Annotated in this window: 13 protein-coding genes; 3 read left to right on the top strand and 10 right to left on the bottom strand. The window is 72.7% G+C overall.

The window, feature by feature from the left end; all coding sequences use genetic code 11:
• Positions 1 to 144 precede the first annotated feature (144 nt).
• The 7 genes from RQG84_RS17440 to RQG84_RS17410 all read right to left on the bottom strand — a co-directional run bounded on the left by RQG84_RS17440 (position 145) and on the right by RQG84_RS17410 (position 9,286).
• Positions 145 to 1,572 carry a DUF2079 domain-containing protein gene (locus tag RQG84_RS17440; RefSeq protein WP_311211077.1) on the bottom strand — a complete coding sequence of 476 codons (1,428 nt, stop codon included), beginning with the start codon at positions 1,570 to 1,572 and terminating at the stop codon, positions 145 to 147.
• The gene (locus RQG84_RS17435; RefSeq protein ID WP_311211076.1) at positions 1,569 to 2,786 is read right to left on the bottom strand and encodes an ABC transporter ATP-binding protein; all 1,218 of its coding nucleotides are present in this window, start codon (positions 2,784 to 2,786) and stop codon (positions 1,569 to 1,571) included. Before RQG84_RS17435 ends, RQG84_RS17440 begins: the two co-directional genes overlap by 4 nt.
• Positions 2,783 to 3,751, bottom strand: a complete 969-nt coding sequence (locus RQG84_RS17430) for a hypothetical protein (protein WP_311211075.1) — start codon at positions 3,749 to 3,751, stop codon at positions 2,783 to 2,785. The genes RQG84_RS17435 and RQG84_RS17430 overlap by 4 nt, the downstream gene beginning before the upstream one ends.
• The gene (locus RQG84_RS17425; RefSeq protein ID WP_311211074.1) at positions 3,748 to 4,827 is read right to left on the bottom strand and encodes a sugar ABC transporter permease; all 1,080 of its coding nucleotides are present in this window, start codon (positions 4,825 to 4,827) and stop codon (positions 3,748 to 3,750) included. The genes RQG84_RS17430 and RQG84_RS17425 overlap by 4 nt, the downstream gene beginning before the upstream one ends.
• Positions 4,824 to 6,053, bottom strand: coding sequence for an extracellular solute-binding protein (locus RQG84_RS17420; protein ID WP_311211073.1), 1,230 nt, complete (start codon positions 6,051 to 6,053; stop codon positions 4,824 to 4,826). The genes RQG84_RS17425 and RQG84_RS17420 overlap by 4 nt, the downstream gene beginning before the upstream one ends.
• A gap of 95 nt (positions 6,054 to 6,148) precedes the next feature.
• Positions 6,149 to 7,507, bottom strand: coding sequence for a PhoH family protein (locus tag RQG84_RS17415; protein WP_311211072.1), 1,359 nt, complete (start codon positions 7,505 to 7,507; stop codon positions 6,149 to 6,151).
• Positions 7,508 to 8,521: 1,014 nt separating this feature from the next.
• Positions 8,522 to 9,286: an isoprenyl transferase gene (locus RQG84_RS17410; RefSeq protein WP_311211071.1), complete on the bottom strand. Its 765-nt coding sequence runs from the start codon at positions 9,284 to 9,286 to the stop codon at positions 8,522 to 8,524.
• 55 nt (positions 9,287 to 9,341) lie between these two features.
• Between RQG84_RS17410 and RQG84_RS17405 the strand changes: the two genes are divergently transcribed.
• Positions 9,342 to 10,043, top strand: a complete 702-nt coding sequence (locus RQG84_RS17405; protein ID WP_311211070.1) for a hemolysin III family protein — start codon at positions 9,342 to 9,344, stop codon at positions 10,041 to 10,043.
• Positions 10,044 to 10,117: 74 nt separating this feature from the next.
• Positions 10,118 to 12,625: a DUF3516 domain-containing protein gene (locus tag RQG84_RS17400; RefSeq protein ID WP_311211078.1), complete on the top strand. Its 2,508-nt coding sequence runs from the start codon at positions 10,118 to 10,120 to the stop codon at positions 12,623 to 12,625.
• 109 nt (positions 12,626 to 12,734) lie between these two features.
• Here the strand turns inward: RQG84_RS17400 and RQG84_RS17395 are convergent, their stop codons facing one another.
• The gene (locus RQG84_RS17395) at positions 12,735 to 14,750 is read right to left on the bottom strand and encodes a thioredoxin domain-containing protein (protein ID WP_311211069.1); all 2,016 of its coding nucleotides are present in this window, start codon (positions 14,748 to 14,750) and stop codon (positions 12,735 to 12,737) included.
• A 76-nt stretch (positions 14,751 to 14,826) separates the two neighbouring features.
• Between RQG84_RS17395 and RQG84_RS17390 the strand changes: the two genes are divergently transcribed.
• Positions 14,827 to 15,420, top strand: a complete 594-nt coding sequence (locus RQG84_RS17390; protein WP_311211068.1) for a DUF4126 domain-containing protein — start codon at positions 14,827 to 14,829, stop codon at positions 15,418 to 15,420.
• A 16-nt stretch (positions 15,421 to 15,436) separates the two neighbouring features.
• Here the strand turns inward: RQG84_RS17390 and RQG84_RS17385 are convergent, their stop codons facing one another.
• Together RQG84_RS17385 and mca are read right to left on the bottom strand one after the other, a co-directional pair.
• On the bottom strand, positions 15,437 to 15,676 hold the full coding sequence (locus tag RQG84_RS17385; RefSeq protein WP_311211067.1) for a hypothetical protein: 240 nt from the start codon (positions 15,674 to 15,676) through the stop codon (positions 15,437 to 15,439).
• Positions 15,677 to 15,722: 46 nt separating this feature from the next.
• Positions 15,723 to 16,595 carry a mycothiol conjugate amidase Mca gene (gene mca / locus RQG84_RS17380; protein ID WP_311211066.1) on the bottom strand — a complete coding sequence of 291 codons (873 nt, stop codon included), beginning with the start codon at positions 16,593 to 16,595 and terminating at the stop codon, positions 15,723 to 15,725.
• Positions 16,596 to 16,622 lie beyond the last annotated feature (27 nt).

The raw sequence follows: 16,622 nt of genomic DNA, 5'->3' as shown, positions 1-16,622 counted from the left end.
GTCTCGATACGCACGAAGCACGCTCGTACCTCGCGGCCCCGCGCTACTCGACCACCGAGCCCACACCGCCGCGCCGCAATCCGGCCACCGAGTCCACGCACGCTCCCGACCGGTCGGCCGGGGCCTCTCCGCGAACGGTGGGCTTCAGTCGCGTCGGGCCAGCTGGTAGCCGTCGGCGTCCCAGACGGTGACCCAGGAGCCGCCGAAGGTCTCCTCGGCGTAGGTCCGGGCGTCCGGCGGGGAGCCGACGCCGGCCAGCTGGTCGAGCAGCACGTACTGCGGGTCGCCGGTGGGCATCGGGCCGCTCCCGACCGTGCCCAGCCAGTACACGTCGCGGTCGGTCGCGAGGTGGGTGATGAGACCGATGTCGGTCACCACCGAGGCGCCCTCGGGCACCACGTCGACGACCTGCTGGGCGACCTCGGCCCGGGGCGGGACCTCGTACGTCTGCGGCTCGGTGAGCGCCCACAGGGCCGTCGAAGGCAGCATCACCGCAGTGAACGCGAGGGCGGGCAGGGCGAGCCATCGAGCGACGGGGATCCGACGCATGGTGTCGATCGCCGCGACGACGACGACGGTCATGAGCAGCAGCGAGTAGTGCCAGTCGGTGCCCCAGTAGAACGGGTTGTCGCCGACGAAGCGCCACGCGAAGGTGGGCAGCACCAGCAGCACCCACGGCGACCCGAGTGCCGCGAAGCCGGCGACCGCGAGCGTGAGCACCACGGTCCACGCCTTCGTTCCCGGCTCGTCGAGCAGCGTGGCCAGGACGCCACGGTCGCCGCCGACGCTGGACGCGTAGTCGTACACGCCGCCGGGGTTCACCGACGGCAGCACCACGAGCACCACGAGGGCCGCACCCACCACGCCGACGGCCGCGAGGAGCGTGCCGCGACGGCGCTCACCCGCCAGCATCAGCACGAGGCCGATCATGAGGACCGTGGCCCCCATGTCCTCCTTGACGAGCAGGAGCGGCAGCGACCACCCGACCACGGCCCGCCAGCGACGGTCCACGTAGGCGGCTCCCGCGAGCGCCAGGAGCGGAGCCCCGAACGCGACCTCGTGGAAGTCCGACCTGACCGCCGCAGACACGCCGAAGGACAATCCGTAGGCCACGGTGAGGGCCCCTGCGGCCCACGGCCCGACGTGGCGCGACGCCAGCCTGCCGACCACCAGCACCGAGACGCCGAGCAGCACGGCCTGCGCCACGAGCAACGTCTGCGCCGACGGGACGACCGCGTAGACGGGCGCCAGCAGCACGGTGATCGGCGAGAAGTGGTCGCCCAGGATGTTGAAGCCCGGCCCCTTGATGTCGACGATCGGCCAACCCAGCCCGGCGTATCCCCGCACCGCCTGCTCGAAGATCGCGTTGTCCCACGACGTCGGCTCGAACCGGCGGAACCGCAGCAGGGAGAGGGCGGCGTAGGCCGCGGTGCACCCGAGGGCCCACAGGACGGGCAGCACCCAGCCGCCCGACGACGGGCCACGCACCGAGCCACCCCCACCCCCGGGCGCCGCCGAGGCCTCCGGTCCGTCGAGCGCCGGCTCCCGCCGGCCGACGTCGTGGTCGGTCACGACGTACGGAGCCGCGCGCCGGTCTCGACGTCGAACAGCAGCACGCGCTCGCGCGGCACCACGAACTGCACGTCCTGGCCGGCGGAACGGCGGTCGGTCGAGGGCAGCTCGGCCACGAAGAAGTTCTGGAACAGGTCGAAGTCGAGCCGGTCCTCGATCTCCTCGAGCATCACCTCGACGTCCTCGTCGAGGTCGTAGCCCACGTACACGAGCTGGGTGCCGCCGCGCCACTCCGCGTCGTCGACGCGACCGGCCACCGTCACCTGTCGACCCGCCTCGGCCTGCGCGGCGATGGCGCCGGCCGTGAGGGGCTCGCCCGCCGACGTCGCGGCGGGGGCGGGATCGGTCGAGGGCTCCTGGCAGTGCTCGGGTCGGATGCCGACGATGACGGTGGTGCGCTCGCCGATCGCGGCCCGCAGGGCGTCGTCGAGCGGCACGGAGGCCACGGGCGTCTCCACGTGCGTGTCGCCGACGGTGGCCGGCAGCAGGTTCATGGGCGGCTGCCCGAGGAACGCGGCCACGAAGAGGTCGTCGGGATCGGCGTAGACCTCGTCGGGCGTGCCGGTCTGGTGGACGGTGCCGCGGTGCATGACGGCCACGCGGTCGGCCATGGTGAGGGCCTCGTCGGCGCGCGAGGTGGTGAACAGCGACGTGCGCTGCTCGTCGCGCTGCCACTGGGTGGTCACCGACCGCACGTGCGTGCGCACGCGGTCGGCCTGGGCGCTGAACGGGTCGTCGAACAGGTAGCCGAGGGCGTCGCGCACGAGCGCCCGGCCGATCGCCACCCGCTGGCGCTGGGCCGGCTCCAGGTCGGCCGGCTTCGCGTCGAGCATGGAGTCCAGCGCCAGGAAGGCCGCCACCTCGTCGATCCGCTCGGCCAGCTCGACCTTGTCGTGACCGCGGCGCAGACGGGTCGCGAAGGCCAGGTTGTCGTGCACGTCGAGGTGGGGGTGCAGCACGTAGTCCTGCAGCACCAGGGCGAGGTCGCGGGCCCGGGGGCCGACCGCGTTGACGACGATGTCGTCGAGGAGCACGTCGCCCTCCGTGTGCTCCTCCAGGCCCACCAGGACCCGAAGGACGGCCGACTTGCCGGCACCGGCCGGTCCGCACAGCACCGTCGTGCTGCCCTCGGGGACGACGAGGTCGAGCCCGTCGAGCACGGTCGTCCCGTCGGGGGCGTCCAGGTGGACGCCTCGCAGCTCCATGGAGGTCATCGGTGGTCCCTTCCGATCAGGCGACGGACGCGACGGGGTGCGATCGCGACGAGGGCGAGCACGGGCAGCAGCCACAGCAGCCCGATGGCGGCGGCCTGGGACGGCTCGACCGAGCCGAGCAGGAGCGTCGCCGGCAACGTGCGGGAGTCGTCGGTGGGGCCGAGCGCCGCGCCCAGGACGGCGTCCTGTGCCGCGACCACCCACACGAGCGCCGCGACGACGAGCAGGTCGGGCGCGAGCACGGGCATCACGAAGGCGCGCAGCTCCTGGCGCCGGGTGGCGCCGTCGCTGCGGATCGAGTCGCGCAGCGACCACGGCGCGTCGCGCAGCACGGGGATGCTCAGCCAGACCGCCAGCGGCAGCGCCACGAGCAGCAGGACGGGCGCCACGCTCCAGCGCGAGCCGAGCACACCCAGGTCAGCGGCCGTCACGGACCACGGTCCGGCGAGGGCGACCAGCGGCGCAAGCAGCACGGCCACGAAGGAGACCACCACGACGCGACCTCCCCTCACCCGACGTCGGGTGAGGGCGTAGGCGGCCGGGACGGCGAGCAGCATGGCCACCGCGGTGGCGGCGGTGGCGGCGGCGACGCTGGTGAGCGCGGCGTCACGCAGGACCCCGGCCCCCAGCACGTCGCCGAACACCGACCACCGGGGGTCGGCCGGCAGGAGCGAGTCGGCCGTCGTGTCAGCGGGGGTGAGCGCGACGGCGAACGCCCACCACAGCGGCGCAAGCGTGGCCACGACGAACAGCTCGAAGCCGAGGACCGCCCACAGCGAGAGTCGCCGTCCGGTGTCGGCCACGAGCACGCCGACGGCGCCGGTGATCATCAGCACCACGGCGGTGGCGAGCCACAGCCAGCGGTCCGCCCCGGTGATGAGCAGGATCCCGACGTTGGCGATGACGAAGCCGGACACGAAGGCGGTGCCGGCGGCCCAGAGGCGCGAGCGGACGGTGGGTCTCATGCGTTCCTCCCGGGCCGGAGGACGGCGACCAGGGCACCGGCCAGGAGAGCGGCCAGCAGCAGGAGCAGGACGGCGACGGCCGACGCGAGGCCGACCTCGAACGCCCCGAACGTGGTGTCCCACAGCAGCACGGGCACGGTGCGCAGCCCGTCCCGCGGGTCGGCCAGCAGCGGCCCCTCGAGGGCGCGCAGGGCGTCGAGGGAGCGGTAGAGCACGGCGACGGCCACGGCAGGACCGGCCGCGGGCCAGGTGACCCGACGCAGCCGCTGCCACCACGTCGCTCCGTCGGCGATCGCGGAGTCGAGCAGCACACGGTCGACGCGCGAGAGGCCGACCAGCAGGATGAGCGCCGTGATGCCGGTCCCCCGCCACACCTCCGAGCCCACCACGGCCAGCGTCGACGCCGCGGTGGCGCCGCCGTCGTAGCCGAACCAGGCCGGTCCGACGCCGGTGGTCAGCGCGTCGCGCCAGATCGTCGCCGAGAGCACGGGCAGCAGCGCGAACGGGACGAGCAGGAGGACGGCCACGACCGCAGCCGGGACGGCGAGCCGTCGGACGGCGGCGGCGACGATCGAGCCGAGCAGCAGCTGCAGCAGGACGGCGGACGCCACGAGCAGCAGGGTGACCGAGACGGCGACCCACCACTGGCGGTCGCCGATGAGTCCGGTCAGGTTGTCGAGCCCCACGAACGTGTCGTCCTGGACCGTCAGCGAGGAGCGCCGCAACGACGACCAGACCGCGAGTCCCAGCGGCCAGAGCGTCAGGCCCAGCAGCACCACGAGCGACGGCGCGAGCATCGGCCAGCCCGAGCGTCGACGGCCGGGCGGCACGGCTCCCTGACGTCGACGACGGCGACGGCGGCTGGGCGGCGCTCCGATCGGCTCGAGGTCGTGGCCGTCGGGCTCGTCCGCGTCGTCCTGCACCACGTCACCGACCGCATCGTCGGCGGCGGTGCCGGTGTCGACGGGGTCGGTGTCGACGGTGTCGACGGTGTCGACGGGGTCGGTGTCGACGGGGTCGGTGTCGATTGGCTGCTCGGCGTCGGGCACGTCGGGGCCGGGACGGTCGGCGCTCACGGCAGACCCCCCGCGACGGCGGACCGCACGGCCTTCTGCGAGAGGTCCGGGGTGGAGGACCCGACCGCCGACAACGGGGTCCAGGTCTTCTCGAGCGCCGCCCTGACCCGCATCCAGTACGGCGTCTGGGGCAGCGCCAGCGCCGTCTCGAGGGCGGGGCGGGTGACGTCGGCCAGCGGGTAGCCGGCCACCACGTCCTGCGCGTCGTAGGTGGTGGCGCGCGCCGCGCTGTGCCCGGAGCCGGTCATGAGGGCCGCGAGCGAGTCGGCCGACGTCAGGCACGAGACGGCCTCGTACGAGAGCGACGTGCTCGGCGCGTAGAGCGGCACGGCGAGCGCCGCCCCCGTGGCGGGGGCCGCGGGCGTGTCGGCCACCTGCGGGTACGGCGCCCACTGCAGGTCGCCCGCCACGGTGGCGACGTCGGGGTCGGAGACGAACGAGCTGGGCGCCACGACGAACCCGCCGCGTCGGGCCAGGCCCGCACCGGCCTCGGCGGTCGGGTCTCCGCCGAGGCGGGCCTCCGCGAGGTACTCGACGATGCCGGCGGCCTCCTCGCCCGCGGCGGAGTCGAGTCCGACGTCGGGCGAGCGGCCCTCACCCTCCAGCAGCGTGCCGCCGGCGCCGACGACGAGGGCGTTGACCCACGCGGCGAGACCTTCGCCGTCGGGGTCGTCCACGAGCACCTGACGGCCGCTCAGCTCCGCGCCTGCGAGCAGGTCGTCCCACGTGATCGGCTTGGTCGTGTCGAGCCCGGCCCGCTCGGCGGCGTTGCCCCGCCACCACAGCAGCCACGGGTCGAAAGTCCACGGTGCGGCCACCAGCAGGCCGTCGACCGTGGTGGCCTCGAGCGCGGCGGGCACCACGTCCTGGGCGAAGGGCTGCTTGAGGTCCTCGGGCACCGGGGCGAGCACCTGCGCGGCGGCCAGCTCGGCGCTCCACGCCATGTCCATGCTGAACAGGTCGATCGAGTCGTCACGGGCCAGCAGCCGCCGCACCAGCTCGGCGTGCCGGTCCTCGACGTCGTCGGGAAGTCGCTCGACCTCGATGCGGTACCGCCCGCCCGAGGCGTCGGCGCACGACTCCGCGAGGGACTCGACGTCGGCGCGCTCGGGCCCGACGTACCAGCTCAGCGTCGTCGGGCCGGGCTCCTCCCCGGGGCCGGCGCAGGCGGCGACGAGCAGCATCACGGCAGCGACGAACGCCGCGGACACTCCCCTCCTCGTCACGGGGTCACTCTGCCACAGCAGGGGGCGTGCCGGACGGTGTTCCCGCGCGGCACGCCCCTCGCGACCGGGCCGTCGGACGACCCGGTCGGCGTCGCTCAGACGCCCACGTCCTCCAGCATCTCGGTGACGAGCGCCGCGACCGGCGACCGCTCCGAACGAGTGAGCGTGATGTGCGCGAACAGGGGGTGCCCCTTGAGCTTCTCGACGACGGCCACCACGCCGTCGTGCCGGCCGACCCGCAGGTTGTCGCGCTGGGCGACGTCGTGGGTGAGCACCACCTTGGAGTTGGCGCCGATGCGCGACAGCACCGTGAGCAGCACGTTGCGCTCGAGCGACTGCGCCTCGTCGACGATGACGAACGCGTCGTGCAGCGAGCGTCCGCGGATGTGGGTCAGGGGCAGCACCTCGAGCATGCCGCGATCGACGATCTCGTCGACGACGTGCGGCGACGCCACCGCGCCCAGGGTGTCGAAGACCGCCTGCGCCCAGGGGCCCATCTTCTCGTCCGAGCTGCCGGGCAGGTAGCCGAGCTCCTGGCCGCCGACGGCGTAGAGCGGACGGAAGACGACGACCTTCTTGTGCTGGCGACGCTCCATCGTGGCCTCGAGGCCCGCGCAGATCGCGAGGGCGGACTTGCCGGTGCCGGCGCGGCCGCCGAGCGAGACGATGCCGATGTCGGGGTCGAGGAGGAGGTCGAGCGCGATCCGCTGCTCGGCCGAGCGGCCGTGCAGGCCGAAGGCGTCGCGGTCGCCCCGGATCAGCTGCACGCGCTTGTCCGCCGTCACCCGGCCGAGTCCGCTGCCCTTCTCCGAGAGCAGGACCAGGCCGGTGTGGCAGGGCAGGTCGCGGACGGTCGCGTCGTCGAGGAGCGCCACGTCGAGGCTGCCGTCCTCGTAGAGCGTGTCGAGGTCGACGGCGTCGACCTCGACCTCGCGCATGCCGGTCCACCCGGACTCCAGCGCCAGCTCGGCGCGATACTCCTCGGCGGCCAGACCGACGGCCGACGCCTTGACCCGCATGGGCAGGTCCTTGGACACGAGGGTGACGTCACGCCCTTCGTCGGCCAGGTTCTTCGCCACGGCGAGGATGCGGGTGTCGTTGTCGCCGAGCCGGAAGCCGGCGGGCAGCGCCTCGGGGTTGGTGTGGTTGAGCTCCACCCGGATGCTGCCGCCCTCGTCGCCGATGGGCAGGGGGACGTCGAGCATGCCGTGCTTGACGCGCAGGTCGTCGAGGAAGCGCAGGGCCGTCCGGGCGAAGTAGCCGAGCTCGGGGTGGTGCCGCTTGCCCTCGAGCTCGGTGATCACCACGACGGGGATGACGACCTCGTGCTCGTGGAAGCGGGTGACCGCACCGGGGTCGGCCAGCAGGACGCTGGTGTCGAGGACGTAGGTGCGGACGTCGGCGTCGACCTCGGCCGACTCGTTCGCGGCGGACACGCTCTTCTGGACAGTCATGTCTGACTCCCTGCGAAGAACCCGCGCGCCCCTGCGCCGGCCCTTCCCTACTCGGTGGGGGTGGGGCGGCTGGGCTCCGGGGCGAGCATCAACACCCTCGCAACGTACGTCCGCCCCCACCCCCGGGCGTGGCGACACGCGGGTGTGCGTGTAACGCCCAGATGAACTCTGCACGGCCCTCGCGCCGCGGCGCTGCGCTGCGTCGGCTGGGCCTCGACCTGCGGCTGCGTTGCTCCGGCTGGGCCTCGACCTTCGGCTGCGCTGCTCCGGGTGGGCCTCGACCTTCGGCTGCGCTGCTCCGGGTGGGTCGTGCCTTGCGGCTGCGTCGCTGTGGCTACGAGTCGACCTGCTCTCCGAAAGGGCCTCGACCGGCGGTGGGGTCCGGGGTCGGGTTGGGCTCTCGGAGCGTGGCTCGGGGGACGCAGGATTCTGCGTTCGTGCGTGAAGGGTCGAAGGATGCTGCGTTCGCTACGGGATCCCGTCACCAACGCAACATCGTTGGGGTTTCTGCACGCGAAGGCAGAATGCTGCGTCCGCCGGGGCGACTCGTGCGGCGGGTGGGCAGGGATTCTTCCTTTGCGCGGACCGTTCCACGAGAAGGGAGAATCCCTGCCCGTCGGGAGCTCTTTGCGTCGCCATGATTCGTCCTTCGCGAGGCACGGTCCACGAGAAGGACGAATCGTGCGTGGATCCCGCGCAGATGGAGAATCGTGGCCGCGCCCCGCAGACCCACTCGAGCCCAGACCCCCTGTTGCGGTCGAGGCCCTTCCGGAGACCACCCCGACTCGCAGCCACAGCGACGCAGCAGCGAGCGCGAACCCGCCGCGCCCCGCAGACCCGAGCGAGCCGAGACCCGCCATTCCGGTCGAGGCCCTTTCGGAGACCGACCCAACGTGCAGCCACAGCGACGCAGCAGCAGGCGAGATCCCAGCCGCGCCCCGCAGACCCAGCCGGGCCGAGACCCACCGTCCGCCCCCGCAAGCGGGAGGTGCCCCCAGCAGCGCTCGGTCGGGTTCAGGCCCCGAAGCGACGCTCGCGCGCGGCGTAGGAGCGCATGGCACGCAGCAGGTCGACGCGGCGGAACGCGGGCCACAGCACGTCGGAGAAGTAGAACTCGCTGTGCACGCTCTGCCACAGCAGGAACCCCGAGAGGCGCTGCTCCCCCGAGGTGCGGATGACGAGGTCGGGGTCGGGCTGGCCCTTCGTGTACAGGTGGTCGGCGATGTGGTCGACCTCGAGCGTCGAGGCGACCTCCTCGAGGGAGCGACCCTTCGCGGCCTCGGCCAGCAGCAGGGCGCGCATCGCGTCGGTCAGCTCCTGGCGTCCGCCGTACCCCACGCACACGTTGACCTGCATGATCCCGGCCGTGTCGGGCGACGCGGCGGCCGCGCGCTCCAGGCGCGCCGACGAGTCGTCGGGCAGCAGCTGCAGGTTCCCGATGAGCCGGACGTGCCAGCGGCCGTCGTCGGCCAGACGACCCACGAGCGCCTCGACGGCGTCGAGGATGCTGGTCAGCTCGGCCTCGGGGCGCTGCAGGTTGTCGGTGGAGAGCACCCAGAAGGTGACGGTCCCGACGCCGAGCTCGTGGCACCAGTCGAGGAACTCGTCGACCTTCGCCGCACCCGCCCGATACCCCTGCTCGAGGTCCATCCGGGCGTCCTTGGCCCAGCGCCGGTTCCCGTCGACGATGGCGCCGACGTGCCTCGGCATCCGGGACGGATCCAGGTGCTTGAGCAGTCGGCGCTCGTAGACGCCGTAGGCGACGTGGCTGAGCCCCATGATCCTCATCCCACCACACCCGGCCGGTCAGGTCGGGAGGGCTACTCTGTCCCCCATGTCCCGGACCGATCACCACTCGTCGACCGACGAGGTCACCGACCGCATCCGCGACAACCTGGACGAGCTCAAGCCGAAGCTCCGGGGCTGGCTGCACGCCGCCACGGCGCCCCTCAGCTTCTTCTCGTTCCTCGTCATGCTGGTCATCGCCGACGACGTCGTCGTGCGCGCCGGCGTGGCGGTCTTCATGGTCTCGGCGCTGCTGCTCTTCGGCACCAGCGCGCTCTACCACACCCGCACGTGGTCGGACGAGGCTCGCGTGGTCTGGAAGCGGCTCGACCACGCCAACATCTTCCTGCTGATCGCCGGCTCGTACACCCCGTTCAGCCTGCTGCTGCTCGACGCCAAGGAAGCGACGATCATGCTGACGCTCGTGTGGGGCGGCGCCCTGGCCGGGGTGGCGTTCCGCGTGTTCTGGGTGGGTGCCCCGCGGTGGATCTACGTGCCGCTGTACATCCTGCTCGGCTGGGCGGCGGTCCTGTACTGGGGCGAGTTCGAGGAGAACGCCTCCACCGCGGTGCTCGCGCTCATGGTCGTCGGTGGCGGGCTCTACACGATCGGCGCGCTCGTCTACGGCTTCAAGTGGCCCGACCCGTTCCCCCGCTGGTACGGCTTCCACGAGGTGTTCCACACGCTGACGATCGCGGCGTTCATCGTCCACTACATCGGCGTCAGCCTGCTCGCCTACCAGCAGCGGTGAGCCCGGCAGGTCTCCCGGAACGCGGGCGGGCGACGCCGCCGGCGGGGGTCCCGGGCCACGGGCGGGAGAAGGCACTGTCGGTTCCCGACGGGGCCTCGCCGGACGACGTCTTCGACGCGTTCGGCACCTGGGTCGAGGGACGCGGCATCACGCTGTACCCGGCGCAGGAGGAGGCGGTGCTCGAGCTGCTCTCGGGCTCGAACGTGGTGCTCGCGACGCCCACCGGCTCGGGCAAGAGCCTGGTGGCCACCGCCGCCATCGCCGGCGCCCTGGCGCGCGACGAGTGCGCCGTGTACACCGCCCCCATCAAGGCGCTGGTGAGCGAGAAGTTCTTCGACCTGTGCGACGTCTTCGGCGCCGAGAACGTGGGCATGCTCACCGGCGACGCGTCGGTGAACCCCGACGCCCCGGTGGTCGTGGCCACGGCCGAGGTCCTGGCCAACCTCGCCCTGCGCGAGGGCAGCGCGGCCGACGTCGGCCTGGTCGTGATGGACGAGTTCCACTTCTACGCCGACCCCGACCGCGGCTGGGCGTGGCAGGTGCCGCTCGTGGAGCTCCCACGGGCGCAGGTGCTGCTCATGTCGGCCACGCTGGGCGACACCACGACGCTGCGCGAGGACCTGGTCCGGCGCACGGGCCGCGAGACGGCCCTCGTGGCGTCGACCGAGCGACCGGTGCCGCTGGTCACGGAGTACGTCACGTCGCCGGTGCAGGAGGTCGTGACCGAGCTGGTGGAGACCGGCCAGTCCCCCGTCTACATCGTGCACTTCACCCAGGCGTCGGCGCTGGAACGGGCGCAGGCGCTCAGCAGCGTCGCGCTCGCGTCGCGGGCCGAGCGCGACCTGATCGCCGAGGCCATCGGCGGCTTCCGGTTCACGTCGGCGTTCGGCAAGACGCTGTCGCGACTGGTCCGTATGGGCATCGGCATGCACCACGCGGGCATGCTGCCGCGCTACCGCCGTCTGGTGGAGCGGCTGGCCCAGCAGGGTCTGCTCAAGGTCGTGTGCGGCACCGACACGCTGGGCGTCGGCATCAACGTCCCCATCCGGACCGTGCTGTTCAGCGGGCTCACCAAGTACGACGGACGTCGCCAGCGCCAGCTGCAGGTGCGCGAGTTCGCGCAGATCGCCGGGCGCGCAGGTCGGGCCGGCTACGACACCGTCGGGCACGTGGTGGTCCTGGCGCCGGAGCACGACATCGAGAACGCGAAGGCGATCGCCAAGGCCGGCGACGACCCCAAGAAGCTCCGCAAGGTGCAGCGCAAGAAGGCGCCCGAGGGTCACGTCTCGTGGAACGAGGCCGTGTTCGACAAGCTCGTGAACGGCACGCCGGAGCCGCTCGTGCCGCGCATGCAGGTCACCCACGCGATGGTCCTCGACGTCGCGCAGCGTCCCGGCGACGCGATCGCCGCGCTCGACCGGCTGATCGAGGAGAGCGTGGTCCGTCCCGAGGACGTCGAGCGGCTGCAGACCCGGGTGCGCGACATCGTCGAGGCCCTCGTGGCGGGCGGGGTGGTCGAGCGGCTCGACCCGCCCGACGCGGAGGGTCGCACCCTGGTCCTGACCATCGACCTGCAGCGCGACTTCGCGCTCAACCAGCCGCTGTCGCCGTTCGCGATCGCCACGCTCGACCTGCTCGACGTGGAGTCACCGGAGTACCACCTCGACGTCGTGTCGGCCGTCGAGGCGACGTTGGAGGACCCGCGGCCGATCATCTCCGCCCAGGTGTTCCGCGCGCGGGGCGAGGCGGTGGCGCAGATGAAGGCCGACGGCATCGAGTACGACGAGCGGATGGAGCTGCTCGACGAGGTCGAGCACCCGAAGCCGTTGCGTGACCTTCTGGAGGCGGCCTACGAGACGTACACCCAGGGGCACCCGTGGGTGCGCGACCACGAGCTGCGCCCGAAGTCGGTGGTGCGCGAGATGGCCGAGCGGGCCATGACGTTCTCCGAGCTGGTCTCGGACTACGGGCTCGCGCGCTCGGAGGGCATGGTGCTGCGGTACCTGTCCGACGCGTACAAGGCGCTGGAGCGCACGGTGCCGGCGTCGGCGCGCACGGAGGAGCTGACCGACCTGACGGCGTGGCTGGGCGAGCTGGTCCGCCAGACCGACTCGAGCCTGCTCGACGAGTGGGAGTCGCTGGTGAACCCGGCCGATCCGGCGAGCCTGGACCGAGCACAGGCCGTGGCCGACGGCGAGGAGACGATCCGTCCGGTCACCACCAACGAGCGCGCCTTCCGGGTGCTGGTGCGCAACGCGATGTTCCGTCGGGTGGAGCTGGCGGCGCTGGGCCGGTGGGACGCGCTGGGCGAGATGGACGGCGAGGACGGCTGGGACGCCGAGGCGTGGCGCGAGGCCATGGCGGCCTACCGTGAGGAGTACGACCACCTCGGCACCGGCCCGTCGGCCCGCGGCCCGGCCTTCATCGACCTGCAGGTCCAGGGGAGGGCGTGGCACGTGCGCCAGACCTTCGAGGACCCGGAGAGCCACCGCGACTGGGGCATCTCCGCCACCGTCGACCTCGACGCCAGCGACGCCGCCGGCGAGGCCGTCCTGACCGTCACCTCCGTCGGCCCCGCCTGACCCCAGCCCCTCCCCCCATCGGTGGATCCTCAACATCTGGCCCCCCATCGGTGGATCGCCAACCTCAGCGACGCGGCTGCGGTTGAGAATCCACCGATGGGGGGTCGGTTCAGAGCAGGGCGTGGTCGGTGACCGGCAACGCGCAGACGTGGTCGCGGCAGACGTAGGCGGTGGCCCGACCGTCGACGGCCACCCGGTCGGCGAGCAGCGGCACGGCAGGATCGGCCGACGCGGACGCGACGACGACGGCCGGCGCCGTGCGCAGCAGGGCGGCACGATGCATCTTCCTGCGTGAGTCCGCGTCGGGGCCGACCACGGCGATCTCGTCGGGCCCGGCCACCAGGGCCTCGGCGGCGGCGAGGGTCCACCCGGCGAAGCGCGGCAGCTTCTCCCCCAGCTGCGCCGCCGAGCGCACCGCTCGCTCGGCGGCCTCGCGGTAGCGCGGGTCGCCGGTCACGGCCGCGGCGGCCACGAACGCGTGCGCGGCGGCCGACGTGCCCGACGGGTAGGCGTTGTCCGACGCGTCCTGCGGACGGACCACCAGGTCGGACGCGTCGTCCGCGGTGTCGAAGAAGTCGTCGCCGTCGGGTGCCGCGAAGTGGTCGAGCACGCGCTCGAGCACAGCCTGGGCACGCTCGAGCCACACCGCGTCGCCGGTCACGCCGAGCACCGCGACGAACGCCTCGGCCACCGTGGCGTGGTCCTCCAGCACACCGTCGTGGACCCCTGCCACGCCGTCGCGCGACGCTCGCAGCACGCGGCCACCGTCGCGCAGGTGCACCTCGGCAAGCAGCGTGGCAGCGCGCACGGCGGCGTCGGTGAAGCGCGGCTCCTCCAGCAGCACCCCCGCCTCGGCGAGGGCGATGACCGCCAGGGCGTTCCAGGCGGCCACGACCTTGTCGTCCCGTGCGGGTCGGGTGCGCTCGGAACGAGCCGCCAGGAGCGTCGCGCGCACCGACGCCCACCGCTCGGGGTCGTCGGGGTCCTCGCGCAGCTGCAACGTCGAGAACCCACGCTCGAACGTGCCCGGGCCGGTGACGCCCAGCAGCTGCGCCGCCCACGCCCCGTCGGAGACGCCGAGCAGCCGCATCAGCTGGTTGGGGTTCCACGCGTAGAAGGCGCCCTCGTGGACCTCGCCGCGCGGGTCGGCGCTGTCGGCGTCGAGGGCCGACGCGAACCCGCCCTCCGGCGTGGCCAGCTCGGCCAGCAGGAACTCCGCGGTCTCCGTGGCGACGCGCCGCGCGAAGGCCTGCCGCCCGACGTCTCCGGTCGCCAGCTCGGCCCGCCACCAGTGCAGGTAGACCCGCAGCAGCTGGGCGTTGTCGTAGAGCATCTTCTCGAAGTGCGGCACCTGCCAGTAGCGGTCGACGCCGTAGCGGGCGAAGCCACCGGACAGCTGGTCGTACATCCCGCCGCGCGCCATCGCGTCACAGGTGGTGCGGACCATCTCGAGGGAGCGTTCGGTGTCCGTGCGCGCCCAGTGCCGCAGGCACGCCTCGAGGACCATCGACGGCGGGAACTTGGGGCTTCCGGCGTAGCCGCCGGCCTCGTCGTCGTGCTGGCCCGACAGCACCGTCTGCGCCGCGTCCAGCGCCTCGGCGTCGAGCGCGGAGCCGCCCGCGTCCACCACGTCGCGCAGGTGCTCGAGGACGTCGGCACCGACCTTCGTCACCTCGTCGCGGCGGTTCTGCCAGGCGTCGGCGAGCGCCTGCAGGATCTGCGTGAACGCCGGCTGGCCCTGCCGCGGCTCGGGCGGGAAGTAGGTGCCGGCGAAGAACGGCTCGCCCGTCGGCGCCAGCACCACGGTCATCGGCCATCCGCCCTGGCCGGTCATCGCCTGCGTGGCGCGCATGTAGACGGCGTCGACGTCGGGCCGCTCCTCGCGGTCGACCTTGACGTTGACGAAGTGGTCGTTCATGAACTGCGCGGTGGCCGGGTCCTCGAACGACTCGTGCGCCATCACGTGGCACCAGTGGCACGCGGCGTACCCGACGCTCAGCAGGATCGGCCGGTCGAGCGACTGCGCGAGCGCGAGCGCCTCGTCACCCCACTCCCACCAGTCGACGGGGTTGTCGGCGTGCTGGAGCAGGTACGGGCTGGTCGCTGCGCTGAGTCGGTTCGGCACCCCTCCACCATGCCAGCCCGGCCGCGGGACGCTCGTCGGTCCGCCGTCCCGGCCGCTCATCGGCCACACTGGCGCCATGAACCTGGTGGCCATCGCGTTCTCGACGGGCTGGGCGAGCGGTGTGAACGCCTACCTCGTCGTCCTGACGCTCGGGCTGGCCGACCGGCTCGGCGGGTTCGAGCAGATCCCCGACCAGCTGGCCCGGCGCGACGTGCTCGTGGCGGCCGGTCTGCTCTTCGCGATCGAGCTCGTCGTCGACAAGATCCCGTATCTCGACTCCACCTGGGACGTCGTGTCCACCGTGCTGCGCCCCACCGTGGGCGCGGCCCTCGGCGTCCTCATGGCGGGCGACTCAGGCGCCAGCGAGGCCGTCTACGGCACGATCAGCGGCGGCAGCGCGCTGGCCAGCCACCTGGTGAAGGCCGGCACACGTCTCGCGGTCAACGCCTCGCCGGAGCCGTTCACCAACATCGGGGTCAGCGTCGGCGAGGACGTCACCGTCCTGGGCGTCGTGGCGCTGCTGCTCGCCAACCCGTGGCTCGCGTTCGCGCTCACCGCGGTGCTGCTGGTCGCCGGCATCGCGATGCTCGTGCTTCTGGCGCGCCTCGTCCGACGAGGCCGGGCCCGATGGCGACGTTCACGTGCCACTCCGGACGCAAGCGCGTGCTGACCCCCTGAAGTGCGGCTCAGTCGCGGTCGTCGTGCGCGCCGCGGGGGGTGGTCGACGTCGTGACGTCGTCGGCCTGGTCGCCTTCCCAGGGCTGGGCGGCCTTCTTGGTGTGCTTCGCGAAGGACTTGGCCAGGAAGAACACGGCCACCGCGAGGGCGGCGACGATGCCGAGCGCGAGCCAGCCGGGACGCACGATGTTCGGGTCGAGGCCACGCGGCCTCTCGGCCGTGACCAGGATCGTCAGGAGCTCACCCATGGCCCCAGCCTACGCCTGCGGTTCCGGGGTCCGCCGGTCGGCCGGGTCAGCGCAGACCGGCGAAGAGGTCGTCCTCGGGCAGCGACGTCTCGACCTTGGAGTCGACCAGCTGGTAGTCCTCGGTGGGCCACGCCTCGGCCTGGACCTCGTTGGGGATGGAGAAGAACCAGCCGTCGGGGTCGATCTGGGTGGCGTGGGCGAGCAACGCGGCGTCGCGGACGTCGAAGTACTCGGCGCACTCCACCCGGGTGGTGAGCCGGGCCTCGTCCTCGGGCTTGCGCTCCCACTTCTCCATGCGCTCGGCGTAGGGGTTCTCGAGGCCGTGCCGCTCGACGGCCGCGGAGATCGCCTCGAGCTTCTTGAAGTTCCAGCCGAGGTGGTAGTAGAGCTTGCTGACCTGCCAGGCCTCGCCCAGCTCGGGGTGCCAGTCGGGGTCGGCCGCCTTCTCGTAGGCGAAGACGCTGACCTGGTGGCACATGATGTGGTCGGGGTGCGGGTAGCCGCCGTTCTCGTCGTACGTGGTGAGGACCTGCGGCTTGAACGAGCGGATGAGGCGCACGAGCGGGATCGCGCCCTCCTCCACCGGGACCAGACCGAAGCACCCCTCGGGCAGCGGCGGCTTGGGGTCGCCCTCGGGCCAGCCGGAGTCGACGAAGCCGAGCCAGTCCTGGGTGACGCCGAGGATCTCGCGGGCGCGATCCATCTCCTCGCGACGGATCTCGGTGATCAGGTCGGGGTTGTCCTCGATGCCCGGGTGCTGGAACTGCGGGTTGAGGATGCTCCCGCGCTCACCTCCGGTGCACGTGACGACGTGCACGTCGACCCCTTCGGCAACGTACTTGGCGGTGGAGGCGGCACCCTTGCTCGACTCGTCGTCGGGGTGCGCGTGCACGTGCATGAGGCGCAGCTTCTCGGTCACCGCCCCAGTGTTCCACCGGCACGCACA

The sequence above is a fragment of the Aeromicrobium sp. WCS2018Hpa-31 genome (assembly GCF_031843905.1).
GTDB lineage: Bacteria > Actinomycetota > Actinomycetes > Propionibacteriales > Nocardioidaceae > Aeromicrobium.
Note: the sequence above shows the minus strand (reverse complement) of the source record. Positions and strands in the feature narration are given on the sequence as shown.

Excerpts from the sequence above, each read along its gene's own strand:
- RQG84_RS17390 (WP_311211068.1), top strand. The coding sequence starts at position 14,827 with ATGAACCTGGTGGCCATCGCGTTCTCGACGGGCTGGGCGAGCGGTGTG.
- RQG84_RS17415 (WP_311211072.1), bottom strand. The coding sequence starts at position 7,507 with ATGACTGTCCAGAAGAGCGTGTCCGCCGCGAACGAGTCGGCCGAGGTC.
- RQG84_RS17430 (WP_311211075.1), bottom strand. The coding sequence starts at position 3,751 with ATGAGACCCACCGTCCGCTCGCGCCTCTGGGCCGCCGGCACCGCCTTC.
- RQG84_RS17435 (WP_311211076.1), bottom strand. The coding sequence starts at position 2,786 with ATGACCTCCATGGAGCTGCGAGGCGTCCACCTGGACGCCCCCGACGGG.
- RQG84_RS17385 (WP_311211067.1), bottom strand. The coding sequence starts at position 15,676 with ATGGGTGAGCTCCTGACGATCCTGGTCACGGCCGAGAGGCCGCGTGGC.
- RQG84_RS17405 (WP_311211070.1), top strand. The coding sequence starts at position 9,342 with ATGTCCCGGACCGATCACCACTCGTCGACCGACGAGGTCACCGACCGC.
- RQG84_RS17410 (WP_311211071.1), bottom strand. The coding sequence starts at position 9,286 with ATGGGGCTCAGCCACGTCGCCTACGGCGTCTACGAGCGCCGACTGCTC.